A 24,939-nucleotide genomic window follows, 5' to 3' on the forward strand; every position below is an offset into this window, starting at 1 on the left:
GCTTGGCCGGCACGTCCGCTGCCATCTTCCGGGCGACCGACTGGAGCTGTTTTGCCTGCTGCATCACTGCCTTGCTCGATGCTCCGTCCACCTTGAAGAAGGCGATGGAGGCCTGCAGTTCCTCGGCCTGGGCTGCAAGTTCCTCCGAGGTGGCGGACATCTCTTCCGAAGCGCCGGCATTCTGCTGGGTCACCTTGTCGAGCTGCTGGATCGCCTCGTTGATCTGGCTCGAGCCGATGTCTTGCTCGTGGCAGGCGGCCGAGATTTCCGAGACCAGTTCGGCGGTCTTGCGGATATCGGGCACGAGGCGCGTCAGCATCTCGCCGGCCTGGGTGGCGACCGAGACGGTTTCGCTCGACAGGCCGGAAATTTCGGCCGCCGCCGCCTGGCTGCGTTCGGCAAGCTTGCGCACTTCCGAGGCAACGACGGCAAAGCCACGACCGTGTTCGCCGGCACGGGCCGCTTCGACGGCTGCGTTGAGTGCCAGCAGGTCGGTCTGGCGGGCGATTTCCTGGACGATCGAGATCTTCTCGGCGATCGTGCGCATGGCGGTCACGGCCTTGTCGACGGCCTTGCCGCTTTCCTCGGCATCGGTTGCCGACTGGCGGGCGATCTTTTCCGTCTGGGCGGCATTGTCGGCGTTCTGCTTGATGTTGGCCGCCATCTGCTCCATCGACGCCGAAGCCTCCTCGGCCGAGGACGCCTGTTCCGTCGCGCCCTGGGAGAGCTGTTCGGAACCCGAGGACAGCTGCTGGCTGCCGGCGGAGACGTTCTCGGATGCTGCGAGCGCATCGCTGACAACAGCTCGCAGCCGCTCGACCATGCTTTCCAGAGAGAGACCCAGGGTGTCCCTGTCGGAAAGTGGCTTCGGCGTAACAGTCAGATCGCCATTGGCAATCTGATCAGCAATCTGCGCAGTGCTTCGCAGGTTGATCACCATGCTCAGCATAGATTTGCCCAGTGTATCCTTCTCGGACAGGGGAACGGGTGTCAGCGTCAGATCGCCTGCTGAAATCTGACCAGCGATGTTTGCTGTCTGGCGCAGGTTGCCGGTCATGACTTCCATCGTACCGACCAGATCTTTGATCTCGTCATTGGTCCGGACCTCGACCTGCTGGTCGAGGTCGCCAATTGCGACGGCCTCTGCGACGATCTTGATGGTCCGTAGTCCACGGCTTATCGTTATCGCAATCCAGAAGGCGGCGCCCAATGCCACCAATACGCCAACCACCGAGACAACTGCGAGGGTTGCAAAGGTTGACCGGAATGCGGCATCGGCTTCCTCGTCGCCTGTCTCGATCGATTGGCGAGTCATGGCGGCGAGGGATTCCGTCAATTCATCAAGTTTATCTGATGCCTTGCCGCCTGCAGTCTGGTTGACGTCAATGGCTTCCGGCAAACGGCCGGCGCTTACAAGTCCCTGGATGCGATCGTTGATCTCAATATAATCACTCCAGAAATCACTGATCTCCTGCCATTTCTGACGATATTCTTCTGGCGCCGATTTTTGCCCCTCGGCCATTGCCGCTTCAAATTCCTTACGCTCGGTCGCAATCGTCGCCAGAGCGGCGTCGACGCGTTCCTTAGACGTCGCCAGAAGGAGATCCCCTTCTGCAAGTCCGAGTCCATCAAACGCGCCTGCGAGCTGCGCCGCGACGGTGGACTGATGTACCGCGCCGGTGACAAGGGCATCCTGCATTGACGCCACGCTGCTGACGCCGCTCATCCCGAAACCCGCGCATGCGCCCATTAGGACGACCAGAAGCCCGTACGAGCAAGCCAATTTCGACTTAATTGTAAAACGCATGAAGGTAGCTTTCTAAGTTGGGACTGCCACGGGCCAGGGCTTTGACTTCAGATCTGGATGGGCTGGTACCTTGCGATCTGTCGCGCGATACCGTGATTTCAAATAAATGTCTCAGGCTGGACAGAGCCGCAGAGGGCGGCTCTGTCCGAGTTCAAACCTCACGCACTCTGCCGGAAATCGGCGTCGTCGCTGTCTGGGCCGCCCATGCTCATGTCGAGGGCAAAGCCCTGGCTCTTGGAGGTCCCGGCGCTTGCCTTGGCTACAGGGCGATGTGCCGGTGCCTGGCTTGCCATCTTGGCTGCGACCGCCTTCAACTGCTTGACCGGGTTGGCATTGCCGTGTTTGCCCGAGGTGTCCACCTTGAAGAAGGCGATGGAGGCCTGGAGCTCTTCGGCCTGGGCTGCGAGTTCTTCCGAGGTGGCGGACATCTCTTCCGAGGCACCAGCGTTCTGCTGAGTGACCTTGTCGAGCTGCTGGATCGCTTCGTTGATCTGGCTGGAACCAATATCCTGCTCGCGGCAGGCCGCCGAGATTTCCGAGACCAGTTCGGCGGTCTTGCGGATATCGGGCACCAGGCGGGTCAGCATCTCGCCGGCCTGGGTGGCGACCGAGACGGTTTCGCTCGACAGGCCCGAAATTTCGGCTGCTGCCGCCTGACTGCGCTCGGCGAGCTTGCGCACTTCCGAGGCGACGACGGCAAAGCCACGACCGTGTTCGCCGGCACGGGCCGCTTCGACGGCTGCGTTGAGTGCCAGCAGGTCGGTCTGGCGGGCGATTTCCTGGACGATCGAGATCTTCTCGGCGATCGTGCGCATGGCGGTCACAGCCTTGTCGACGGCCTTGCCGCTTTCCTCGGCGTCGGTTGCCGACTGGCGGGCGATCTTTTCCGTCTGGGCGGCGTTGTCGGCGTTCTGCTTGATGTTGGCGGCCATCTCTTCCATCGAAGCCGAAGCCTCTTCGGCCGACGAAGCCTGTTCGGTTGCGCCCTGCGACAGCTGTTCCGAACCAGACGACAGCTGCTGGCTGCCGGCAGAGACATTCTCGGATGCCGTCAGGGCATCGCCGACGACGGCCCGCAGGCGTTCAACCATGGAGTTGACGTGACCGAGCAGCATGCCGATCTCGTCGCTGGTGCGGATATCCGCAAATTTGGTCAGGTCACCTTCCGATACACGCTGTACGGTCGTTACTGCTGTGCTGATGCCACGGCTGATGGAAATGATGATCCAGATTGCGGCGGCAAATGCGGCGACTGAAGCGACGGCGGCAACGCCGATCACGATGGAACGGATGTTCGTATATTCTTCCACCGCATTCTTGCTCGCTTCCGCCAGACGTTCGCGCTCCAGCTGGAACACGTCGGCCAAGAGCGCGTCGATCTCGGAGGTCGTCGCACGGGCAGTCGTCGTCGAAATGCGCGATGCGGCGTCGAGGTTGCCGGCCAGGATGAAGCTGCGGATCTGATCATCCTGCTTGCGGAAATCGGCGGTGAGGCCTTTCAGCTTGTTCCAGAGAACCATGCCCTGATCGGTGGCCTTGCCAAGGATGATGTTGAAGGTTTCATCGTATTCGGCGCGGGCCTTGTCGCTGCTGACGATGTATTTCTCGGTTTCGTCGGTCGAAGCCGATACCAGCATGTTCTTCTGCTGGCGAACCTGCTGCAGCTGGGCGATATTGAGGTCCTGTGCCGCGCTCAGGCGGGCGGCCGGACCGTTCAGGGTATCGGACCAATGGCTGTTCACATCGGCAATGCTCGACACGCTGTAGACGGCAGTGCCGACCAGCATGGTGATGATGAAGCCAAAGGCCAGGAGAAGTTTGAGTTTGATGGTGAAGCGCATTGCCCCCTCGCTTTCTATCAAGCTGTCGCTGAAATGGTTGATCCGCGCTGCGAGGCGAAAATCGCCTGCAGGTTGGGAAGAATGATGAATTCGCCTTCCCTCTTGACGAGGGCATGGACGTAATCGGGGCGCCACCGCATCCCCACGATCGGTGGCGGCTCGCTGGCGGACGCCGGAAGGCGGGTCACTTCGTGAACCTTGTCCGTGCGTATGCCGATCAGGGAGAGTTCCCCGTCGAGATCGAGTTCCGTGACCACGATCCGGCTGTCGATCGTCACTTCGCCGGCTTCCATGCCGAAGGCGACGCGGATGTCGGCAAGCGGGATAACCTTGCCGCGGAAGTTGATGACGCTGCCGACGAAGGGCAGACTGCCGGGAACGCTGGTTTCAGGCAGGAGATCGAGGATTTCCTGGACGATCGTCGCCTCGATGGCGAAGGTCTCGCCGTTCAGCGTGAAGGTCAGAACCGAGAGATCGTCCGCGCCCATGAAGACCGCGCGATGGTCCGATTTTGCGTTTTGTTGGTTCATCCTGCAGCCCGCATTTGCGCCTCCTGTTGCTGTCCGGCCGCGATCAGGTGCGCGACGTCGAGGATCAGTGCGACATTCCCGTCTCCGAGGATCGTCGCGCCCGAGAAGGACGACACCTGATCGTGCAGTTTCGACATGGATTTGATGACCGTCTGGTGATCGCCGATGATCTGGTCGACGACGAGACCCACGCGCTCCCGGCCGGTCGAAATGACCACGACCTTCTGGTGGGGATCCGGCTGGCTACCGGTGCGGAACAGTTCGCGAAGACGCAGGAACGGCACGAGATTGTCCCGCAGCGAGATGAAGCTGCGCCCACGCGAGCGGAGATCCTCTTCGACTGACAGTTCCAGGCACTCTTCCACGGCAGACAGCGGTATGACGTAATTGCCATTGCCCACCCGGATGAGCAGCCCGTCAATGATTGCGAGCGTGAGAGGAATGCGCAGGGCAATTTCCGAGCCTGAGCCTTCGTCGCTCTTCACGTCGATCGAGCCGCGCAGCGCTTCGATGGTTTTCTTGACGACATCCATTCCGACACCGCGGCCGGACAGGTTGGTCACCTTTTCGGCGGTGGAGAAGCCAGGCTGGAAGATCTGCTGCAGAAGTTCCTGATCCGACAGGGCTTGTCCAGGCTGGATCAGACCATTGGCTTCCGCCTTCGCGTGAACCCGCGCCCGGTCGATGCCACGGCCGTCGTCCTTGATGGTGATCACCACCTCGCTGCCGGTCTGGTGGGCAGAGAGTGTCACCTGGCCCACGGCCGGCTTCCCTGCGGCAAGACGGTCCTGCGGCAATTCCAGCCCGTGGTCGATTGAATTGCGGACCAGGTGGACCAGAGGATCTCCCAGCCGGTCGATCACGGTCTTGTCGACTTCCGTGCTCTCGCCTGTGGTGACAAGTTCGATTTCCTTGCCGGTCTCGCGAGCAAGGTCGTGCACCAGTCGCCGGAACCGGCTGAAAAGACTCGCGACGGGCATCATGCGCAGGACCATCATCGTGTCGCGCAGTTCACCGGCCAGGCGTTCGATTTCCTCCGAAACCGAACGCAAGCCGAGATCGACAACGGAGCCGGCCATCTGGCTCAATCGTGACTGCGCTATCACCAGCTCGCCGACGCGATCCATCATTTCGTCGAGGCGAAGCGCCGGGACGCGGACGTTGTCCGACTGCCTCTGGGACTTGGCGTCACCCGCCGGCGCGCGCTGATCCTCGCGGGCCACCGGCGTATCAACGGTCGATGCTGCTGTGGGTTGAGCGGCAACGGGTCCGGCGCTCGCCACTTCGCCCGCCGGGGTTACGTCCTTCAGGTCCATGACCATCTCGTCCATCACGAAGATGAATACATCCTCGATATCCGAACGGGGTTTGTCGGTCACAATGGTCGCACTCCAGCCGAGATAGAGCTGCGTTGGCTCGATGGCCTCAAGCGATGGCAACGAGTCGGTGTTGACGTTCAGCGTGCATTCGCCGAGGTCTCGAAGCTCGTCGAGCAGACCCAGCGGATTGGTGCCATTGACCATGGAATCGGCCGGCAGGCGGAAATCGAGCTGCCAGGTGCGCAGCGACGGCTCCGATGTCGCTGCGGCCGGCTTGGCGGCTGCGGGATGTCCTGCGCTCGATGCTTCCCGGCCGACGGCCTTGTGCAACTGGTCGAGCAATCTGGTGCTCATCGCATCGTGGTCGCCATTGGGCTGGTCGAGCAGAGCCTGCATGTGGCCCTGTGCATCGAGGACGGCGGCAATCAGCTCGCTTGTTGCCGGCGCCTCGCCTTTGCGTACACGGTCGAAAGCCGTCTCACAGTGGTGGGTAAAGGCTGCCAGCTGGTCGAAGCCGAACATGGAACCCGATCCCTTGAGCGTGTGCAGGCCACGGAACACGGCATCAATCTGCGCCTTGTCGTCGAGGTTGCGGGTCAGATCCAGGAGGCCGGCTTCGATGACCTCAAGCTGCTCGGCTGCTTCCGTGCGGAAAACCGCTATGGGATCGAGATTGTTCATCGGCCGAGGACCTTGCGTGCAATCTTGGTGAGGTTGTCGGCATCGAAGGGCTTGGTAAGCCAGCCCGTGGCGCCTGCGGCCTTTGCCTGCTGCTTGATGTCACCATCGGATTCCGTGGTGAGGAAGATCACCGGCGTGCCCATATAGGCGGGCAGCTGACGCAGATTGCGGATCATGGTCAGGCCATCCATGTTCGGCATGTTCAGGTCGGTCACGATCAGGTCGAAGCTGCCGGACTTCATCTTCTGCAGCCCGTCAGCGCCATCAACGGCTTCGGTTACGTTGTAGCCGGCATTGGTGAGTGCGATCCGGGTGGTCATTCGAATGCTTGCGGAATCGTCTACGGTGAGGATGTTTGCACTCATCTCTGGTCTCCATTCATGGTCACAAGGGAACCACCTTCGACCGCAGCGGACAGGCCTGCCCGTTCGAGCGTGGTTGAAAATCTGCCGCGCGCATCGGCGCGGATGCGAAGATCGATGCCGTCTTTCGCCGCTGTTGCCTTGGCCGAGAGCAGGAGCTGCGGCAGTGTGAGATCACAGTCGCAGTCTTCGGCGATTTCGATCTCCAGGGGGCGTCGGTCTGTCTTTGCGCTTTGGAAGGCGGCCAGCAAACGATCGCGGGTCTCCGCAGCCGTCTTTATGGTCAGTGCGCCTTCGAGGCGGAGCGTCGTCAAATCCTCGGTCATGCTGCTGTTTCCAATGTGTTGGTCTTTGCGTAGAGCGGGCGGATGAGGTGCCATTTGCGATCGAACGCGGCGACGCAGGCGGGGTCGAAATGCGCACCACTGCATTTCAGGATCTCGCGGTGGGCTTCGTCCACCGGCCACGCCTTCTTGTAAGGACGCTCGGAGCACAGGGCGTCGAAGACATCGGCAATCGCCACGATGCGACCTTCGAGGGGAATTGCATCACCGGAGAGCCTCTTCGGATAGCCGGTGCCATCCCACTTCTCGTGGTGACTGCCCGCGATAGTCGAAGCAATGCGAATGATCGCGGATTCGCTGCCCTCAAGGATCTCCGCACCCAAGGTGGCATGGGCACGCATCTGGTCCATTTCCCCTGCATCAAGCGGACCTGCTTTGAGCAGGATCGCGTCGGATACGCCGATCTTGCCGACGTCATGCAGAGGGCTTGCCAGGTAGATTTTTTCGCAGGTAGCGCTGTCAATGCCGAGTTCTTCGGCAATCATCCGGGCAATGACTGCCACACGTTCAAGATGAAGTGCTGTTTCTCCGTCGCGGCAGGCCATGGCTTTCGACAGGCGCCAGATGATTTCCTTTTCCTGCGCGGCAATTCTCGTTTGCGCAGCAGCCACGTCCCTCTCCAGAGCTTCAGCGTGATTGGCGAGCGCCTGTTGCGCCAATCGCAACGCGAGAAGATTGCGGACGCGGATGCTGAACTCCGCCTGGTCAATCGGCTTGGTGAGAAATTCGGTTGCGCCGGCCTCGATCGCGGCGAGCTTGATCGCCGGATCTGTCTCGGATGTCAGCATGATGACCGGAACCTCTTTGGCCCGCGGCAACTGCCGAAATTTCGAAATCAGTTCGATGCCATTCATGCCCGGCATGTTGTAGTCAACCAGGACAAGGTCTGCCTGCTGGGTTTGCAGAACAGAGAGTGCATCCTTCGGGTCGAGGAACGGCAGTATATCGCAGGCTTCAATCGCTCTGATCGCGCGCTGAATGAAAGATAAAATGGATGGACTATCGTCGATTGCGAAAATAAGCATAGTTGTTCCTCGGCCGAGCAGAAGTCTCTGCGTGGCGGGGCAGTTTTATACTGGGGATTTTGTGAGGTCCGCTTCATGCGGTGACGTTTGGCCTTCCATTGGGAGGCCCGTGCATGAGACAAGATTGGCGCTTGCGTGTTAACGCAGACTTAAGCGTGTATTCATTTCATCGGGGCACGCAATATTATGCGTTTTTCGGATACTGTTGCGTATTCGTGATGTCGGCGGCGGGCTTATTCGCCACCGCGACGCTCTCTGCGCGTGTCCGAGGGTGATTCGCCGTACAAGGCGCGGTATCGGGCGGCGAAGTATCCCATGTGACGAAAACCCCAGCGGGAGGCAATTCCTTCAATCGTTTCGTCACCGGAGCCGTTCAGCAACTCATCGTGGACACGGCTCAGGCGTGTCTGCAGGATGTAGGCATTCGGCGTGGTGGACAGATGATGCCGGAACGAATTCTGCAGGGTTCGGATGCTGGCACCCGATCTCCGGGCAAGCTGTTCGACCGAAACATCCTGATCCGCATGGCGATCCAGCCAGTCGATCGCGCGTTCGAGATGACGTGGCAGGGCCGACCCCTCATCCGCCTTGGCATCGGATTTGGGCCAGAGACTGACGAACATCATGATCAGAGCATCATGGATCAGCGCCGAGGCGGCATGATCCTGCGAAGACGCTTCCGCTGGATCGAACCCCTGGAGCAGGTGACTGGCAATCCGTTGAATGATCTCAATACCGGGCGTGTCAGGGCCGATGTGAGATTGGAATGCACCGAGCCCTCGTCCCACGCTGCCATACCCCCGGTGCAGGTGGGGCGCCACCTGTTCAAAGGGGACGAGGAAGGCAAGCTTGCTGGATCCCGGGCGGGCAACGATCTCAACTCGGCGCGTATCCTTCAGCAGAACTGCAGTACCGGCACCCGCTTCGATCTCGTCTTCTGACGCGGTGAACTTGAAGGTGCCGGTTTCGATGAAATGAATTTCGATCTGGTGTTGCAGCGAACAGCCATACCGCGTGCGGTATCCGGATTGCGTGCTCATGTGCCAGAGCGTCATGTCCTGGATTGAGGTGATGTCGCCATTGATGTCGAACAAGCCGGTATCGTGGAATCGCAGGATCTCAGCCGGACGAAAAACCGCTTCGGTTATCGTTTGCGTCTCGAAAGCGTCCTCTGAATGAATTCTGTGCTTCTTCAAAAGTGACATGGAACCGGGATTTATTGAAAAATCGTGTTAAGATCAGGCATCTTTTTGGACGCCTATTCTAATCCGGCGGGAATCGTCGAGCCACTGCTCGCCTTGGCGGTTGCCACGAATCGGCAGAAGTGCACTATGTGCCCGGCGAAATTGGCTGGGTCTCAGACCAGTCTTACACGAGCGGAAAAATGCGTCCCGGCATTGCCTTCAATGCTGAAGCTACCGTCCAATTGCCGAATGGAGCCCTCGATCAGGCGCGTGCCTGTTCCTTTTGACTGATGCGCTGGGTCGAAGCCACGGCCGTTGTCGATCACTTCGAGCCTGCAGAAGCCATCCTCGCCCGGCCCCCGCAATATCACTGTTACCACGCCTTCATCGCCATCCGTGAAGGCGTATTTCATGCAGTTGGTGACGAGTTCGTTGATCAGGAGAGCGAGCGATGTGGCCCGATCATTGGACACGGCGGTGGTCGCAAGGTCGAACTTTACCTGCACATCCGCGCCGTAGGCGGCAACGACGTTCTGCGCAACAGTCTGCACGAGTTCAGCGGCATCCACCTCGCTGAACGAGTCCCGCTGATAGATCTGTTCGTGGACCGCCACCATGGCCTTGATCCGGTTGCTCAAGGCCTCCGACTTCTCATTGCCCTTCATATGCAGACGGATCAGCGACATCACCGACTGGAGGTTGTTCTTGACCCGATGGTGGACTTCCCGAAGCAGAAATTCGTTGTTTTCCAAGGCGACCTGCAGGGCCGCAGACTGGTGATCCTGGATCCGTAGCAATTGCCGTGTTCGCCAGGTGGCGGCGAGAGACCCGAGACAGGCGAGAACGGTGACCGTGGCCAAGACCGCCATGTCACGCCAGAACGGTTGCATCAGCAGTCCGTAGTCCGCTGCGGCAACGGCGATGAAGGGGGTGCCTAAAACCTTGCGATAGCCAACCAAGCGGCGCACACCATCCACGGGCGAAGCCTCGGACAAGTAGGTGCCCTGATCGGCCTCTTCCAGATATTGGGTGAAGAGGGGATGCTCGCTCATGTCGAGCCCCTGGTCCGGCTCCGGATAGCGCGCGACCAACTGGCCGTCGTTTCGAATGAAGCTCACCGTAAAGCTTCCGCCGAGATCCACCGATTCCCAGATCGGTTTCATGATGTCACCAGACAGGGATACGGTGACTGCCCCGGCGAAGGCGCCGTCCCTTTCGAGGCGGCGACTGAAGACAAAGATCCGGTCGTTGTTCAACCGGCTGATCAGGAGAGCTGAGACATATTCCGACCGCCCCTCCTTGAGCGCGACGAAGTAATCCCGGTCGGTGATGTCAATCGGTTTGACCCCAGGGTCCGTCGAGTAGAGCGTCCGGCCGTGTTCGTCGATGACGTAAGCCTTGACTGATCCAGGCAGGCCCTCCACCGCATCCGCGATGTCTCGTACGGTGCCGCCGTAGCCGGGATCACGCGGCGCCCGCACGGTGTCGGCGATACGCCTTGTCGCTTGCACGCCAAGTTCGTAAACCCATGTCGCATGGGTCGCGACAATCTGCGTCGATGTCACGACCCTGTCTTGTGCCGTTCGCACCGTGTTTCTGTAGGATTGCGAGCCCCAGGTCACGGCAAGTGCGACGAAACCGATCCAGGCAATGAGACCGGCCCTTGCCGCGAATTTCTGCGCCGAACCGGATGACTGCCGCTCCATCTACACTCCTCAATCCCGATCAAAGTCGTGCATATGTGCGTATACCCGTCGCAAGTATCGCGTGCGCCCATGTCACACTTAGTCCACCGCGCAGGTGCCATCAAGTTCCATGCGCGTCTTGTCATATGCCACCGGGCGCTAGGGCGCATTTACCATTGTGGAAATGGTCGCATGTTCGGCATAACTCTGGCACTTCGCGGCGTGTCTCGGTAGATCCATCGCGGGACAAAGAAGGAGAGTGTCGAGATGAGCGACATCGACAGGATGCGAGCGCAGGCGCTGATGCGGGACGCCGACATCGACGCTCTGGTGCTCTTTCAGCCTGAGGCTTTCCGCTACGCGATCGGCGCGCCCGCGGGAGTCGCCACGATGTGGGGTCGAGCGGGCGCGGCCGCAGCCCTCGTGCCTCGCGATGCAGGATCGCCGCTTGGCGCCGTCGCCAGCGACCATGCCGCATCTGCAATCCGAGCGAAGGCACCGGGGCTCGACCTGCGCACCCACCGGATCTGGATCGATATGGTCGACCTCGGCGGCGCCACGAAGGTCGGCGAGATTGACGGCTTTTATCGACGCGCTTCAATCGGTGGCGCGCGACCGGAGACGTTCGACCGGACCCGGTGCTTCGATCTGCTTGGCGACCTCTTGAAGGAGCGGGGCATTGGGCGGGGCCGGATCGGTGTCGATCTGGAGTTCATGCCAGCCGCAGACTTCGAGGCACTGCGTCAGGCGCTGCCCGAGATCACCTGGATCGACGGCTCTGCCGTGCTGCGTCGCCTGCGGGCGGTCAAGACTGAGGGCGAGATTGGACGGTTGCGGCAGGCGGCAAAGGCTGCTGAAGGTGGGTTGGTTCGCATGGTTGCGACCATCCGGCCCGGTGTCGCGCTCGGCGAACTTTCGGCGGCCTGGAAGGCGGGTGCCCAGGAGACGGCTAAAGCCGCTGGCTTCGCCCTCAGCGGACATTGGGATTTCATCTCTGTCGGAACCGATCTCTCGGATATGACCGCCGTCGTGACGCCGGGCGCGCTGATCAAGGCCGATGTCGGCACGTTGGTCGACGGCTATTCTTCGGACGGCGCGCGCACGTTCACCTTCGGTCCTGCGCCATCCCTTGCACAGGACGTGTTCAAGGCATTGGAAACCGCCTTTGCCACCGGGCTCGAACAAGTCCGGCCCGGCAACACCTTCGGTGCCGTTCACCGGGCCATGTTGTCTTCCATGCGCCGTGATGGGTTTGGCGAATATTATCGCGGCCATTTCGGTCACTCGGTTGGCGGTAGTGTCGGGATCGAGGAATGGCCATTCTTTTCCGCTGACAATCCGGAAATTATCGAAGCCGGTATGGTGGTGGCGCTTGAGGCTCCATTTTACGGGCAGAATTTCGGAGCCCTGATGATCGAGGACCAGTTTCTGGTCACGCCATCGGGGATCGAGTGCATGAATGCGCTGCCACGTGGATTGCGGGATGTTTCCTCAATGTGAGCGTCCATAGATCGCGTGCGTCTGTGTCTTCCCCTTAAGTCGGGTCTCATAGGATTGCCGGACAACTTGTCCAGAGCTGGAATTGTGCGTACTCCAGTGTCTTGTGAAGCAATGCGGGAAGGCAGGGCGTGACAACCAGTATTCGGACGATAGCCAAGGTTGCCGAGACCTCGGTCTCCTCGGTCTCGCGTGTTCTCAACAACAGCGGCTATGTCTCGCCAGAAGTCCGGCAGCGCGTCGAGGCTGCGATCAAGGACCTCAATTATGCGCCGAGCAAGGGCGCGCGCATGCTGCGGGGCGAGGCAAGCCGGATGATCGGCCTGATGCTGCCATCCATCGACGTGCCGTTCTTCGGCATTCTCGCCAGCACCATAGAACGCGAGCTGTTCGAAAGAGGTTATCAGACGCTGATCTGCAGTTCCGCCGAGAACGAGGATCACGAGGCGCGTTATGTCGCGATGCTTCGGGCGCAACGCGTTGAGGGCGTGATCGTTGCCAGCGCCTATGGCGGCACGGCGCATTTGCAGCCGCTGGTCGATTCCGGCATCCCGATCATCGCGATCGACCGCGAATTGGTGGGCATTTCCGATGACGTCTTCATGGCGGATCATGTCGAGGGCGGGCGTATCATGGCCCGACATCTGGTCGATCTCGGTCACCGGCAGATTGCCGTGGTCGGGGCGCCGGGACATAGCCAGCCGATCCAGCTTCGCCTTGGCGGCATTCGAGAGGTCCTTGAGGAGCGCGGCTACCCCCCGGCTTTTGAAGCGATTGGCGAGGACCACAGTTTTGCCGCGACCTATGCTTTGGCCAAGGGTGTGCTGGAGCGGCGACCGGACGTGACCGCGATCATCGGCACCACCGATATTGCGGCTGTCGCAGCGATCCATGCCGCACGAGATCTCGGGCGCTCGGTGCCGGCGGACTGTTCGGTGATCGGCTTCGATGATCTGCCGGAGGCGAGCTATGTTCTGCCGCGCCTGACCACCGTCGCCCAGCCCATCCGCGAGGTCGCCCTTGAGGCGACGCGCAGGCTGGAGGAGCGGCTTGTCGATCGGCAGCAGGGATCTGACCGACGACCGGTCACGCGCGTCCGGCTGCCGGTTCGCCTGATCGAACGGGAATCTACCGGACCCGTTCCGGAAAGCTGTCAGGGATAGGTTCTCAGACGGCCTCGACACCAATCGTGTATTTTGTCGTGAACGGCGTTCCTGCCTGGAAGGGGTAGCTGGTTTCCACACCTGCCTGGTTCAGCGGATTGGGACATGTGGATATGCGCACGCCGAGATCGAAGGCTGCACGGACGGGTTCGATCCCAATTGCGAGATGGCGGCCGTTCCATGGCCGATACGCGCGGCCACGATTGGATATCCACAGCATCAGGCTCGGGAAGACCTTCGGATCCCACTGGAGCGTTGCCCGATAGCGCTCTGCCTTGTTGGTCAATACGACACGACCGCAGACACCTGTCAGCAGCAGCAGCGTTTCCGATTGACCGCCGAGCGGCAAGCGGGCCAGCGACAATGGCCTTTCTTGTCTGCTCCACAGCCTGTCGAGGGTTTCAAAATGGCGGTTGGGCTCGACCATGGACAGCGGCACATCCTCGTCCAGTGGATGGGACCATACCGTCCCGTGCGGGCCGACATCGAGGAGGGCGTCACCTTCGCCTTCCGGCAGGCGGAAGACAGGATGGAGGCCGATCGGCAGGTTGCAATCCCTGCGAGGTGTCACAGTCAGGCTGCAGGTGAGCTCCGTCCGTCCGTCCACGCCGTCCACGTGGCGTTCCAGCGCCTCGATCGGATGATCGTCGGGATAAAGGATCGTGCCACTCAGCCGGTTTCCGGTTGAAGCCTGCAGATCCCAGTGATGGTTTGCGCCATAGCCGTGCGGATGACCTTCCGAAGGGAGACGGTGATTGCCTATCCGGGCGACCTTGGCATGCCAGGGAAGGGGTAGGCGTCCGGCTGGCGGAGCGCCGAAGGGAATGCAGGGCCAGTCGCCGCGCAGCCGGCGCAGGACGCCCGGTTGATCGCGCATGTCCTCGTCTTCCCATGGCGCGACATGCAGGGGAGAGACGGAGCGGCCGTCCTCCAGATCGAAACGGACCGGGGCCAGCATACCACCAAGGCTTTGCAGTGTGGCTTCGCCGCGATCCCAGCGCATCGAGATGCGCTCGATGTGTTCCTCTTCAGCCATGGCTAGCCTTCGGGCGATCGATGATGAGGTTGATGAAGACGGCGCCGAGGATCAGGACCCCGCGCACGACCTGCTGGGCATAGGGGTTGAAGCCCCAGAGCGTCATGGCGTTGAGCAGGACGCCGAGAAAGAGCACGCCGACAAAGGCGCCCCAGATCGAACCCTTGCCACCGAAGAGGCTGACGCCACCGATGATGACGGCCGAGATCACCTCAAGCTCCATGCCCTTGGCGATGGTCGGATTGCCGGAGTTCAGAAGCGAGGAATAGACGATGCCGCCGACCACGGCGAAGAGGCTGGTGATGACGAGGCACCAGGTCCGGGTGCGGTTGACATGCAGGCCCGACAGGCGAGCGGCTTCGGCATTGCCGCCAATCGCATAGACCGAGCGGCCGAAGCTCGTGTAATTGGCCAGCACATGGGTGACGATGAAGGCAAGGAGCAGCAGGTAGACAGGGAAGGGAATGTGGAAGATGCGGCCGCTGCCGATGAAATAGTACCAGGAAGGGAAAGACTCGATCGGTGTGCCGTCGGTGATCAGGTTGGCGAGGCCCGCGAGTGTGGCCATCATCGCGAGCGATGAGATGAAGGTCGGCACCATGAAGCGGTTGCGCAGCCAGCCATTGAAGATGCCGATCGAGGCGCCGAAGGCGAGTGTGAGAACGCCAGCCGCGACCACATGCCAGATTTCAGGCTCGAAGGCGCCGCCCGAGATCAGGCTGACCAGCCAGGCGAGCACGCAGGCCGAGGCCGCGACCATCGAGCCGACGGAGAGGTCGATCTCGCCGACGATGATCAGGAGCGTCATGCCGAAAGCGATCATCCCGGGCACTGCGATGGTGCGCAGGATGTTGAGCTGGTTGTCGATGCTCATGAAGCCGCGCGCGGTGAAGGCGACGAGGATGTAGAGGGCGATCAGGATGATCAGCATCGAATTGCGTCGTGCGAAGGTCGCGAAGGTGTTGCCCGAGCGGGTCATCGGCCTCTCCGAATTCATGGGTTGGTCTGCCGCGCCATGCAGGCGGCATAGAGTGTTTTGGGATCGAGGCCATCATTGACGAATTCCTCGGTGATGCGGCCGTCGCGCAGGATCAGGATGCGGTCACAGCATTCGACGAGGTCTTCCAGTTCGGTGGAGACGACGATGCTCGACAGGCCTTCGAGGGCCTTCGACCAGATGATCTGGTAGATCTGCTGCTTCGCCTGGACGTCGACCCCTCGGCCCGGTTCGTCGAAGAGCAGGATGCGCGGGGCGTTGTTGAGCCAGTTTCCGACGACGACCTTCTGCTGGTTGCCGCCGGAGAGGCTGGAAACGGGGAGCGCCGGGCTGCCGATCTTGATCGACAGATCGTGGATCTGGCGTTCGACGGCGGGCCGCTCCTTTTGTTCGGTGACGAAGCCGCGATGGCTGAAGCGCTGCATGGCGGCAAGGCAGAGGTTGGCATGGATCGAGAGGATCTGGACCAGCCCGCTCTCCTTGCGGTCCTCCGAGGTGTAGCCGATGCCGAGGTGTTTCATGGTCGGGATCGAGACCGTCTCGACCTGATTGCCATCGACCAGGATCTCGCCGCCGCCGACAGGTCCGGCACCGTAAATCGCGCGCAGCAATTCGGTCCTGCCGGAGCCGAGCATGCCGGCGATCCCCAGGACCTCGCCCCGATATAGATCGAAGCTCACGCCTTGGACCATCGGCTCGATCCTGAGGTCGCGAACGCTGAGGATCGGTTGTCCAGCGGCGATCTGGCGAGGCGGTCGTGTTACCGGGGTGATGTCGCCGAACATCATCTGGAGGATGACGGCAGGGGTCGCATCCGCCATGGAGCAGGAGCCGGTGAAGTGACCGTCGCGTAGCGCCGTCACGGTGTCGGCGATTTCGCCGAGTTCGGCGAGGCGGTGGGAGATGTAGATGATCGTCACGCCCCGGTCGCGCAGGCGTCGAACCAGGCCGAACAGTTGTTGCACCTCTGCCTGGGCGAGCGCCGAGGTCGGTTCGTCCAGCTGCAGGACGGTCGGATTGAGCGACATCGCCTTGACGATTTCGACGAGTTGCTGGCGGCCGATCGAGAGGCTCGATACCGGTTGGGCCGGGTCTATGTCGCCAGCCCCCATTTCATCGAGGAGTGCCTTTGCCTGCCGGAGCAGGCCGGGCCAGTCGATGAAGGGGGTGTTCGCATGGCGGGGCAGGCGGCCGAGATAGATGTTCTCGGCGACTGAGAGATGCGGGACGAGGCTGAGCTCCTGATACACCGTGACGATCCCCGCCTTCAGCGCATCCGAGGGGTGGGCGAAGCTGCAGGGGTGGCCGTCAACGAGGATCTCGCCCGAGGTCGGCTGGACGGCGCCGGCGAGCATTTTGATGAAGGTGCTCTTCCCCGAGCCGTTCTTGCCGAGCAGCGCATGGACCTGGCCCTTCGCGAAAGAATGGCTGAAGTCGTTCAGTGCCTTGACGGTCCCGTAGTGTTTCGTCAGGTGCCGCAGTTCGAGCGCGTTTGCCATCGTTGCTCCGTGCATTCCAGCGTGCAATCGGGAAATGGGGGTGCAGAGCCCGGTCGTGCTCTGCACCCGTTCCAGCGGGATGGAGGTCTCTCCGCCGGCCTTACTTCAGCGACTCGGCGAAAGCCTTGACGCCGTCCGGCTGCGTGCGCGACAGGAGCAGCGTCGGGACAGAGGTCTGCTCTGCCACCTTTTCACCCTTGAGGATTGCCAAAGCTGCGTTGACGCCGCTGGCACCCATCTCGAATGGCGACTGGGCGGTCACGGCCTGCAGCACGTTGTCGGACGAGAGCAGGCCCTTGGCCAGCTGTTCCGAGCCGTCAATGCCGAAGACATAGACGGAGCCTGCCTTGCCGGCGTTGCGAACGGCCTGCATGGCGCCGATGGTGCCGCCTTCATTGGCTGCATAGATGACGTTGACGTCGGCGTTCGCCGTCAGGATATCGGTCGCGACGGAGACGGCCTTTTCCGGCAGCCAGGCGTCCTGTTCGGTGACGACGTCGATGGTGTTGCCGTCAGCGGCCGCTTCCTTGAAGCCTTCGGTGCGCTCGCCGCTCTGTTCCGGCAGAAGTGACTTGAAGCCGAGGATCGCGACCTTGGCCTTGCCGCCCAGGGTTTCCTTGATGAAGCTCGCAGCCGCCTTGCCGGTCGTGGCACCGAGATCCTTGTTGGAAGTCGAGAATGTCGCCTGGGCGATGCCTGCTTCCGTCAGGCCGCCATTGACGGCAACGACAACGATGCCGGCATCGCGGGCACGCTTCAGGGCCGGAGCTGAATTCTTGGCGGAGACGGGGGCGATGACGATCGCGTTCACCTTGCGGGCGATATAGGTGTCGATCGCCTGGCTTTCCTTGGCCTGGTCGCCGTCGATGTTGATTTCCAGCACTTCGGCGCCTGCCTTTTCGCCGGCGTCGCGCATACCGGCCTGCAGCGACTTCATGAACTGGTCGCCCTGAAAGACGATGCTGGCGATGACAGGTTTGTCTTCGGCCGCGGCGATGCCGGTGCTGGCGGTCAGGCCGAGCGTGGCTGCGATGATGAGTTTCTTCATGGTCTTTCCTCCCTAAGGTTTCGATTGTTGATCACGGCCTCCTCGCCGTGACCGGCCTGCTATCCGGCTGTCGGAACCCTGTCGCCGATTTCGGCGAGCAGGATCGACATGTCGGGTATGCCGTCGGTGGCTGTTGCGCCGCCGAGACAATGGACCGCTGCGCGATGGGCGACAGCGGATATGGTGTCGATCGGCCAGCCCTCGTGCAGACCGTGGAGAACGGCTGCACAGAAGGCGTCTCCCGCGCCGACGGGGCTGACGATCGCTGCGGGATCGACGGGGTAGGCTGGCGTTCTGACCGGCGCATTGCCGGGTGTGAACCAGATGGAAAGCTCTGGCGCATGGATGACCACGCCTTTGACAACGCCGCCGTCCAGCAGCTTCTGACCCGCCGTTTCCACTGATGACATCAGGAGCGCGCCAGCCTTGTCGCGAACCGCTATCCCCGTCGCGCGTCCTGCTTCGGTCTCGTTGACGATGACGTAGTCGCAATGGGGCAGTGCCACGGCCACCTGGTCCGCAAAGGCGGGATCCTCGCTGGAGACGAAGTCGACGCAGGTCGTTAGCCCGGCATCGCGCGCGGCTTTCAGCAATCGCGCCGCACCGGACGAGCCGTGTTCGCCTTTCCGGTCAAGCGCCGGCAGGAGCATCAGGTAACCGAGGTAGAAGATCCTGTGTCCGCTTGCGGCGTAGGCTGCGGGGTCGATAGCGCTGTCGGTCAACAGATCGTTGGACCCGCCGTGATAGAAGAAGGTCCGGCTCTGGCCCGGCACGTTCATCACATGGGTATGGGCTGTGGCATGGCCGGGGAGCGTGCGAAGCCCCTCGACGTCGATCCCGAGGGCCGCATGGCGATCACGCACATAGTCGCCGTCCCGATCGTCGCCCAGGGCGCCTGCCACTGAGAGGCGTCCGGGGAAGCCGAGCGAGGCAAGGTCGGTCACGACATTGGCCGCGCCACCGCCGACCCCCATGTCCTGGTGAAGGATATGTGCGAGGCTGCCTTGTTCCGGCCAATAGGACAGCGTGTGAATGCGGTCGACAATAAAATTGCCGACGCAGACGATGCCGCCCGGTTCTTGTCTCTCGCGCCTGTCTTGAACCTCCTCCCCGGTTCGCATCAGACGCCTCCTTCGTTCCAGAGAGGCCGGAGAGGTGGTTCGTCCTCCTCGATATCAGCGAAGCGACCGATCGGATCGAGGAAATAGTTGTCGGTCCGGTCGTCGTTGACCTGGCTGACTTCGCCGACCAGAACCGGACCCTTGCCCCTCGCGCCATAGAAGCGGTGGTAAAGGCCGGTCGGGATGGTGACGCTCTGGCCGGGATGCAGGATCAGCGGCTCCCAAGTGCCGAGCTGGTGTTCGATCCCGTCCACGAGGACGGTCACGTCGGAGGCGGTCGTCTTATCTGCGGCGTCGGCGGCGCAGAATTCGATGACGAGATCGCCACCGGCGCGGTTGATGATGTCTTCCTGTTTGGCTTTGTGCAGGTGCGCGGGTGTCAGCTGGCCTTCCTGGATGAAGAGCAGCTTTTCCGCATAGCTGCGTTCTCCGTCCAGACCGAGGATGCCGTTGCGCAGGCAGAAGAGCACGAGGCCCTGTTCGGTAAAACGGCCAGAGCCGAAGTCGGTGACGTCCCAGCCGAGCTGACGGCTGCGCAGATAATGTGCGACCTCCGGCTTGGCCGCGACGTCGACAGTTGTCCACTGACCCCAAGCAGGAAGAGCCCACCGCCAAGTGTCCAACATTCCGATGGCAAAACGCAGCGCGGCGTTGATTTCAGAGCGTTTCATTGCCGCGCCTCAATCGTAGTCGACGGTGACGACGCGGTTTTCGAGACCGGACTGAAGGGCTGCCGTCAGCACCGCATGGTGGGCAGCAGCCTCAGCCGGGCTGGCGCAAGGGAAGCCATTCGCCGCGCCACCCGCCAGTTCGTCGACAAAGGCCGCCCACATCTGCTGGATCGCATCGGCGAAACCGAATTCGAAGATCTTGCCGGTGATGGCGGGGAAGACCGAGCCGTAGCCGAGGTCCTCCGTGTTCCAGGACTGCGTGCTGCCCTGGTAGTCCATCCATTGCCATTGGCGCGGCTGCTTGGTGGAGAAGAAGGCGCTCTTTTTCATGCCGAGGATGCGGATGTACCAGGTGTTGGATTCGCCGGGTGCGATGCGCCAGGTCTTGAGCACCAGCGGGAAATCCTGATCCTCGGTGCGTACGCGGCTGCTGATCGTTGCATTGTCCCAGGTGGTGCAAGGCACCATGTTGCCCTTGCCATCCGGACGCTCGGTCACCCGCTTCACGAGATTGGCGTGCAGGGTCTCAGGCCGCCAGCCGAGGCGGAGCGGCACGTGCAGGACATGCATGCCGAGATCGCCCATGCAGCCATAGGCGCCGTTGATGTGCTCCATGCGCTTCCAGTTGATCGGCTTATTCGGATCAATGTCGGAAGAATGCAGGAAGCCGGCCTCGACTTCGAGGATCTCGCCCATCTGGCCGCTTGCAGCCAATGCGATCACCTTCTGGGCGCCGGGGAAATAAGGCATTTCGGACGAGCAGCGGACGATAAGCTCCGGATGTTCAGCGAGCATTGCCATGATCGCCTGATTCTGCTCCCGGTCCATGCCGAAGGGCTTTTCGCCCAGCAGGTGTTTTCCGGCTTTCAGAATGTCCGTGTAGAACTCCGCATGCAGGACATGCGGGACCGCGCAATAAATCGCATCCACGTCCGGATTGGCGAGCAGTTCGCGGTAATCGGTGGTTGCCTGCCGGACCGAGGGGACATGGGTTTGAAACCATGCCATCAGGTCGGGATTGGTGTCGCAGACCGCGACGATCTCCGGCCGGGCCTTGGCGTCCGTCAGATGCATCCAGCGCGCGGCGGCGCTGGCGAATTCGCGTCCCATCAGGCCGCAGCCGATGACGCCGAAACGAAAAGTCTTCATGGTTTTCCTCCTCCCGTCACGCACCCTCAGCTAAGGTGGCGCGACGCCTCTTCGGCGGTTGCGCCGTCATGGACGATCGCCATCAATGCCCGGGTCATGCCGCCCGGATTGGCGTGCTGGATGACGTTGCGGCCATAGACGATGCCGCGGGCGCCCTGTTCCATCAGAACCTTGGTGCGTGAGAGGATCTCCTGGTCGGAGACCCTGCCGCCACCGCGAACGAGGACCGGCAGGCCCTGTGCAATCTCGATGACGCGGTGGTATTCCGAGACGTCGTCGCAGGGATCGGCCTTGATGATGTCGGCACCCAGTTCGGCCGCCTGACGGACCAGCGGCAGGATCTTGTCGATCGCGCCGTCCACCATGTAGGCGCCCTTGGAATTGTCCTGCATGACCAGCGGCTCGACCATCAGCGGCATGCCGTAGATCTCGCATTCGCGCTTGAGGCTGTTCACGTTACGCACACAGGCGCGGTAGACCTCCGGCTGGTTCGGCAGCATCAGCAGGTTGACGACCACGCAGGCTGCATCGAGCGCGATGGCCTGTTCAACCGGGCGGTCGATGACTTCGGAAAAGAGCGCGCTGGGCAGCGGGTTGCCATAGATATTGGCGATGTCGGTGCGCAGCACGAGGGCAGGGCGAGCCTTGCCGGGGATCGATTGCAGCATGGGCGCGGTGCCCGGCGGCAGCTGGATCGCATCCGGGGCAGCGGCGGCAATGATGTCGATCGCCGTGCGCATATTCTCAATGCCGGCCAGGAAGGTGCGCTCGTTGAACATGCCATGGTCGATCGCGACGTCGAAGCAGTTTCCAGACGTGCCGAAGAGGCGGTTGAGCCGCGCTGATTTCATCGATTTTCCTCCCGATGTGGTATCGTTTTCATGGAGGCTATCGATCGATTGCTGCGTCGTCAACGACGAATGTGGAAACGTTACCACATTTTCTCAGGCGCGAGATTTTGTCACGTAATGCTGCTGCGCGACCTGACGTTCAGTCGAGAGGATAGTGACAGGCGACCTCGCGGCCTGCCGAAACCGAGGTGAGCTTCGGCCGGGTCTCGCGACAGAGGTCGGTGGCATAAGGGCAGCGCGTGGAAAACTTGCAGCCTGATGGCGGCGAGAGCGGGCTTGGGATTTCGCCCGTGAGCAGGATGCGGTCTCGCTTCCCCCGGTTGTGTGGCTGCGGAATGGCCGATAGCAGGGCCCGTGTATACGGGTGGTGCGGCCGCGCGTAGAGTGCTTCGGTCTCGCCGGTCTCGACGATCGAGCCCAGATACATGACAGCGACACGGGTAGAGACATGGCGCACGACGGCGAGGTCGTGGGCAATGAAGACATAGGTGAGGTTCAGTCTCTCGCGCAATTCGCCAAAGAGGTTGACCACCTGCGCCTGCACCGACACATCGAGAGCGGAAACGGGTTCGTCCGCGACGATCAGCTTCGGTTCGACTGCCAGCGCGCGGGCGATGCCGATGCGCTGGCGCTGGCCGCCGGAGAATTCGTGCGGATAGCGGTCGAGATATTCGCGGCGCAGGCCGACCAGTTCCATCAATTCGTCCAGCCGCTCGCCGATCGCAGCACCCTCACGGATGTGATGGACGGAGAGCACCTCCGCCAGCATGTCGCGCACTCGCCTTTTCGGATTAAGCGAAGCGGACGGGTCCTGGAAGATCATCTGCATCTTGCGGCGAACGGGTTTGAGGGCTTTCGTGTCGGCTTTGCCGATGTCCTGGCCATCGAAGGACAGTTCGCCTGCGGTGATATCGTAGAGCCGGGTGAGGCAGCGGCCCAGCGTCGACTTGCCGCTGCCGGATTCGCCGACCAGTCCGAGCGTTTCGCCGGGGCGAACCTCGAGATCGATCGCGTCGACGGCATGAAGCACCTTGCCGGAGCCGGGCATCATGGTCTTGCCGACGGTGAAATTCTTGGTGAGCCCCTTGGCCTGGAGGAGCGGGGCGGCGGGGGGGATCTGAGTGGTCATGCCATTTCCTCGAGGGGGAGGGCTGCTTGCCGCAGGGCGGGGCGTTCGTCGTCGTCGAGGACGCAAAGGGCCGTCTGGTCGCCGGCGCGGCGCAGCGGCGGGCGCTCGGTGCAGGCGGCGCGGGCGAAGTCGCAGCGGGGCGCAAAGCCGCAGCCTTCGCCGATCGTATCCGGTGTCGGCGGCATGCCGGGGATCGAGCGGAGCTTGTCCAGCCGTTTGCCGGTGAGCGGCGGAATGGAGGCCATGAGGCCCCAGGTATAAGGATGCAGCGGGCGCGCAAAGACGTCGTCGGTCTGCCCTCGCTCGACGATGCGGCCGGCATACATGACGGCCACCTGCTCGGCGACCTCGGCGACAACACCCATGTCGTGGGTGATCAGGATGATCGCCGAGCCGAAATCCTTGCGCAGGCGCAGCAGCAGGTCGAGCACCTGGGCCTGGACCGTGACGTCGAGTGCCGTCGTCGGTTCGTCGGCGACGAGCAGGGCCGGATTGCAGGAGAGCGCCATGGCGATGACCGCGCGCTGGCGCATGCCGCCGGACAGCTGATGCGGATAGCGGTCGACGGCCTCGCCCGGATTGGACAGTCCAACTTCGCCGAGCAGTTCGACCGCGCGGCGGCGGGCGGCGCGGGCGGAGATGTTCTCGTGCGCGCGGATCTGTTCGGCGATCTGCCAGCCGATCGTATAAACGGGCGTCAGCGCCGTCATCGGGTCCTGGGAGATCAAGCCGATCTCCTTGCCCCTGATGGAGCGCATCTGGCTTGCCGGCAGGTCGAGGATGGGCCGGCCCTTGAAGGACACCGCGCCGTCGACTCGGGTGGTCTTGGCATCGTGCAGGCCGAGCAGAGACAGCAGCGTGACCGACTTGCCGGAGCCGGATTCGCCGACGATCGAGAGAATCTCGCCTTCGTGGACGCGGAAGGAGACGTCGCGCACCGCCTGGACCGGTCCACGATCGGTGGCGAAGGAGACCGAGAGGCCGTCGACGTCGAGGAGAATGGGTTTGTCCGAGGTGGCCATCGCTCAGTTCCCCCTCACGCGTGGATCGATCAGCACATAGACGACGTCAACCAGCGCATTGGCGATGACGACGAAGAAGGAGGCATACATGACGGTGCCGAGGATCATCGGCAGGTCGAGGTTGAGCAGGGCCTGGTAGGTGAGGCGGCCGACGCCGTTCAGGCCGAAGACCACTTCGGTCAGCAGGGCAGCTCCACCGACGAGTACGCCGAAGTCGAGGCCGAACATGGTGACGAAGGGAATGAGCGAGGTGCGCAGTGCATGGCGCAGCATGACGCGGGCGGGCGACAGGCCCTTCGCGCGGGCCGTGCGGATGAAGTCTTCCTGGTAGGCTTCAACGAGATTGGCCCTCAAGACGCGGCCATAGATGCCGATATAGAGGGCGGCCAACGTGAACCAGGGGATCACGAGCGTCTTGAACCAGCCGATCGGGTCCTGCATCAGCGGCTTGTAGCCGAGGGCCGGCACCCAGGAGAACAGCCAGGTGTCGTGAAAGCGGCTCTGGCTGATCAGGTTCATCATCTCCCCCAGCCAATAAACCGGCATGGAAACCCCGATCAGGGCCAGCGCCATCAGCCCCCGGTCGATCAGCGTGTCGCGTGTCAGGGCCGCCAGCACGCCGACGAAGATGCCGCCGACGATCCAGAGCACGGCAGCGCCAGCGACCAGCGACAATGTGACGGGCGCGGCTGCGACAACGGCGGGCACGATGCGGTAGCCGCGATTGACGAAGGAGGTCAGGTCCTGGGTGATGAAGAGGCGCTTCATCATCACGCCGTATTGGATCGGAAGGGGCCGGTCGAAGCCGAATTCCTTGCGGATCGCCTCGATGGTTTCCTGCGAGGCATTGCGCCCGGCGAGACGCGCAGCGGGGTCGGAGCCGGGTGTGGCGAAGAAGATCAGGAAGACGAGCGCCGAGATGCCGAACATCACGAAGATCATCTGTCCGAAGCGCTGGAGAACGGCAATGGTCATGGA

The 24,939-nt window shown here is 62.0% G+C and carries 21 protein-coding genes and 3 pseudogenes; 2 read left to right on the plus strand and 22 right to left on the minus strand.

Features of this window, described 5'->3' with window-relative positions:
- The 11 genes and pseudogenes from DMY87_RS24660 to DMY87_RS21075 all read right to left on the minus strand — a co-directional run.
- Nucleotides 1-1,150 (minus strand): annotated as a pseudogene (locus tag DMY87_RS24660) (methyl-accepting chemotaxis protein); the annotation flags it as partial.
- Between the two features lie 180 nt (nt 1,151-1,330).
- Nucleotides 1,331-1,807 (minus strand): annotated as a pseudogene (locus DMY87_RS24665) (MCP four helix bundle domain-containing protein); the annotation flags it as partial.
- A 158-nt stretch (nt 1,808-1,965) separates the two neighbouring features.
- Nucleotides 1,966-3,648 (minus strand): methyl-accepting chemotaxis protein, encoded by a 1,683-nt coding sequence (locus DMY87_RS21040; protein WP_110793602.1) that lies wholly within the window; start codon nt 3,646-3,648, stop codon nt 1,966-1,968.
- A 17-nt stretch (nt 3,649-3,665) separates the two neighbouring features.
- A complete protein-coding gene (locus tag DMY87_RS21045) occupies nt 3,666-4,178 on the minus strand; it encodes a chemotaxis protein CheW (protein ID WP_110793603.1) in 513 nt (170 codons plus the stop codon).
- Nucleotides 4,175-6,178 carry a chemotaxis protein CheA gene (locus DMY87_RS21050; protein ID WP_110793604.1) on the minus strand — a complete coding sequence of 668 codons (2,004 nt, stop codon included), beginning with the start codon at nt 6,176-6,178 and terminating at the stop codon, nt 4,175-4,177. The genes DMY87_RS21045 and DMY87_RS21050 overlap by 4 nt, the downstream gene beginning before the upstream one ends.
- Nucleotides 6,175-6,543: a response regulator gene (locus tag DMY87_RS21055; RefSeq protein ID WP_110793605.1), complete on the minus strand. Its 369-nt coding sequence runs from the start codon at nt 6,541-6,543 to the stop codon at nt 6,175-6,177. The genes DMY87_RS21050 and DMY87_RS21055 overlap by 4 nt, the downstream gene beginning before the upstream one ends.
- Nucleotides 6,540-6,866, minus strand: coding sequence for an STAS domain-containing protein (locus DMY87_RS21060; RefSeq protein ID WP_165826390.1), 327 nt, complete (start codon nt 6,864-6,866; stop codon nt 6,540-6,542). The genes DMY87_RS21055 and DMY87_RS21060 overlap by 4 nt, the downstream gene beginning before the upstream one ends.
- Nucleotides 6,863-7,495, minus strand: a complete 633-nt coding sequence (locus DMY87_RS24445) for an HD-GYP domain-containing protein (RefSeq protein ID WP_245409002.1) — start codon at nt 7,493-7,495, stop codon at nt 6,863-6,865. Before DMY87_RS24445 ends, DMY87_RS21060 begins: the two co-directional genes overlap by 4 nt.
- Before the next feature lie 132 nt (nt 7,496-7,627).
- Nucleotides 7,628-7,909 (minus strand): annotated as a pseudogene (locus DMY87_RS24450) (response regulator); the annotation flags it as partial.
- Nucleotides 7,910-8,142: 233 nt separating this feature from the next.
- Nucleotides 8,143-9,003 (minus strand): helix-turn-helix transcriptional regulator, encoded by an 861-nt coding sequence (locus DMY87_RS21070; protein WP_165826391.1) that lies wholly within the window; start codon nt 9,001-9,003, stop codon nt 8,143-8,145.
- 263 nt (nt 9,004-9,266) lie between these two features.
- Nucleotides 9,267-10,799 (minus strand): sensor histidine kinase, encoded by a 1,533-nt coding sequence (locus tag DMY87_RS21075; RefSeq protein ID WP_110793609.1) that lies wholly within the window; start codon nt 10,797-10,799, stop codon nt 9,267-9,269.
- A 246-nt stretch (nt 10,800-11,045) separates the two neighbouring features.
- Between DMY87_RS21075 and DMY87_RS21080 the strand changes: the two genes are divergently transcribed.
- Together DMY87_RS21080 and DMY87_RS21085 are read left to right on the plus strand one after the other, a co-directional pair.
- Nucleotides 11,046-12,278, plus strand: coding sequence for a M24 family metallopeptidase (locus DMY87_RS21080; protein WP_110793610.1), 1,233 nt, complete (start codon nt 11,046-11,048; stop codon nt 12,276-12,278).
- 128 nt (nt 12,279-12,406) lie between these two features.
- On the plus strand, nt 12,407-13,438 hold the full coding sequence (locus tag DMY87_RS21085) for a LacI family DNA-binding transcriptional regulator (protein ID WP_110793611.1): 1,032 nt from the start codon (nt 12,407-12,409) through the stop codon (nt 13,436-13,438).
- 4 nt (nt 13,439-13,442) lie between these two features.
- Here DMY87_RS21085 and DMY87_RS21090 read toward each other — a convergent pair whose 3' ends face one another.
- The 11 genes from DMY87_RS21090 to DMY87_RS21140 form a co-directional block, all read right to left on the minus strand.
- Nucleotides 13,443-14,474 (minus strand): aldose epimerase family protein, encoded by a 1,032-nt coding sequence (locus DMY87_RS21090; protein ID WP_110793612.1) that lies wholly within the window; start codon nt 14,472-14,474, stop codon nt 13,443-13,445.
- A complete protein-coding gene (locus DMY87_RS21095) occupies nt 14,467-15,453 on the minus strand; it encodes an ABC transporter permease (RefSeq protein WP_165826392.1) in 987 nt (328 codons plus the stop codon). The genes DMY87_RS21090 and DMY87_RS21095 overlap by 8 nt, the downstream gene beginning before the upstream one ends.
- Nucleotides 15,454-15,467: 14 nt before the next feature.
- Nucleotides 15,468-16,970, minus strand: coding sequence for a sugar ABC transporter ATP-binding protein (locus DMY87_RS21100; RefSeq protein ID WP_110793614.1), 1,503 nt, complete (start codon nt 16,968-16,970; stop codon nt 15,468-15,470).
- Between the two features lie 100 nt (nt 16,971-17,070).
- On the minus strand, nt 17,071-18,018 hold the full coding sequence (locus tag DMY87_RS21105; protein WP_110793615.1) for a substrate-binding domain-containing protein: 948 nt from the start codon (nt 18,016-18,018) through the stop codon (nt 17,071-17,073).
- 59 nt (nt 18,019-18,077) lie between these two features.
- Nucleotides 18,078-19,139, minus strand: coding sequence for a carbohydrate kinase family protein (locus tag DMY87_RS21110; protein WP_110793616.1), 1,062 nt, complete (start codon nt 19,137-19,139; stop codon nt 18,078-18,080).
- Entirely contained in the window at nt 19,139-19,810 is a 672-nt protein-coding gene (locus DMY87_RS21115; RefSeq protein WP_110793617.1) for a D-lyxose/D-mannose family sugar isomerase, read from the minus strand. The genes DMY87_RS21110 and DMY87_RS21115 overlap by 1 nt, the downstream gene beginning before the upstream one ends.
- Nucleotides 19,811-19,819: 9 nt before the next feature.
- Nucleotides 19,820-20,959, minus strand: a complete 1,140-nt coding sequence (locus DMY87_RS21120) for a Gfo/Idh/MocA family protein (RefSeq protein ID WP_110793618.1) — start codon at nt 20,957-20,959, stop codon at nt 19,820-19,822.
- A 26-nt stretch (nt 20,960-20,985) separates the two neighbouring features.
- A complete protein-coding gene (locus DMY87_RS21125; RefSeq protein WP_110793619.1) occupies nt 20,986-21,810 on the minus strand; it encodes a class I fructose-bisphosphate aldolase in 825 nt (274 codons plus the stop codon).
- Nucleotides 21,811-21,949: 139 nt separating this feature from the next.
- Complete coding sequence (locus tag DMY87_RS21130) at nt 21,950-22,939, minus strand: ABC transporter ATP-binding protein (protein WP_110793620.1); 990 nt, start codon at nt 22,937-22,939, stop codon at nt 21,950-21,952.
- The gene (locus DMY87_RS21135) at nt 22,936-23,961 is read right to left on the minus strand and encodes an ABC transporter ATP-binding protein (protein ID WP_110793621.1); all 1,026 of its coding nucleotides are present in this window, start codon (nt 23,959-23,961) and stop codon (nt 22,936-22,938) included. The genes DMY87_RS21130 and DMY87_RS21135 overlap by 4 nt, the downstream gene beginning before the upstream one ends.
- 3 nt (nt 23,962-23,964) lie before the next feature.
- Entirely contained in the window at nt 23,965-24,936 is a 972-nt protein-coding gene (locus tag DMY87_RS21140) for an ABC transporter permease (protein ID WP_110793622.1), read from the minus strand.
- Between the last annotated feature and the right edge of the window lie 3 nt (nt 24,937-24,939).

Origin of the sequence: Peteryoungia wuzhouensis (assembly GCF_003205195.1) — a bacterium.
Classification (GTDB): Bacteria; Pseudomonadota; Alphaproteobacteria; order Rhizobiales; family Rhizobiaceae; genus Allorhizobium; species Allorhizobium wuzhouense.

Bases quoted from the DNA above. Each gene is read 5' to 3' on its own strand.
- DMY87_RS21040 (WP_110793602.1), bottom strand. From the start codon at position 3,648: ATGCGCTTCACCATCAAACTCAAACTTCTCCTGGCCTTTGGCTTCATC.
- DMY87_RS21045 (WP_110793603.1), bottom strand. From the start codon at position 4,178: ATGAACCAACAAAACGCAAAATCGGACCATCGCGCGGTCTTCATGGGC.
- DMY87_RS21050 (WP_110793604.1), bottom strand. From the start codon at position 6,178: ATGAACAATCTCGATCCCATAGCGGTTTTCCGCACGGAAGCAGCCGAG.
- DMY87_RS21055 (WP_110793605.1), bottom strand. From the start codon at position 6,543: ATGAGTGCAAACATCCTCACCGTAGACGATTCCGCAAGCATTCGAATG.
- DMY87_RS21060 (WP_165826390.1), bottom strand. From the start codon at position 6,866: ATGACCGAGGATTTGACGACGCTCCGCCTCGAAGGCGCACTGACCATA.
- DMY87_RS21075 (WP_110793609.1), bottom strand. From the start codon at position 10,799: ATGGAGCGGCAGTCATCCGGTTCGGCGCAGAAATTCGCGGCAAGGGCC.
- DMY87_RS21080 (WP_110793610.1), top strand. From the start codon at position 11,046: ATGAGCGACATCGACAGGATGCGAGCGCAGGCGCTGATGCGGGACGCC.
- DMY87_RS21090 (WP_110793612.1), bottom strand. From the start codon at position 14,474: ATGGCTGAAGAGGAACACATCGAGCGCATCTCGATGCGCTGGGATCGC.
- DMY87_RS21095 (WP_165826392.1), bottom strand. From the start codon at position 15,453: ATGACCCGCTCGGGCAACACCTTCGCGACCTTCGCACGACGCAATTCG.
- DMY87_RS21100 (WP_110793614.1), bottom strand. From the start codon at position 16,970: ATGGCAAACGCGCTCGAACTGCGGCACCTGACGAAACACTACGGGACC.
- DMY87_RS21105 (WP_110793615.1), bottom strand. From the start codon at position 18,018: ATGAAGAAACTCATCATCGCAGCCACGCTCGGCCTGACCGCCAGCACC.
- DMY87_RS21110 (WP_110793616.1), bottom strand. From the start codon at position 19,139: ATGCGAACCGGGGAGGAGGTTCAAGACAGGCGCGAGAGACAAGAACCG.
- DMY87_RS21115 (WP_110793617.1), bottom strand. From the start codon at position 19,810: ATGAAACGCTCTGAAATCAACGCCGCGCTGCGTTTTGCCATCGGAATG.
- DMY87_RS21120 (WP_110793618.1), bottom strand. From the start codon at position 20,959: ATGAAGACTTTTCGTTTCGGCGTCATCGGCTGCGGCCTGATGGGACGC.
- DMY87_RS21125 (WP_110793619.1), bottom strand. From the start codon at position 21,810: ATGAAATCAGCGCGGCTCAACCGCCTCTTCGGCACGTCTGGAAACTGC.
- DMY87_RS21130 (WP_110793620.1), bottom strand. From the start codon at position 22,939: ATGACCACTCAGATCCCCCCCGCCGCCCCGCTCCTCCAGGCCAAGGGG.
- DMY87_RS21135 (WP_110793621.1), bottom strand. From the start codon at position 23,961: ATGGCCACCTCGGACAAACCCATTCTCCTCGACGTCGACGGCCTCTCG.
- DMY87_RS21140 (WP_110793622.1), bottom strand. From the start codon at position 24,936: ATGACCATTGCCGTTCTCCAGCGCTTCGGACAGATGATCTTCGTGATG.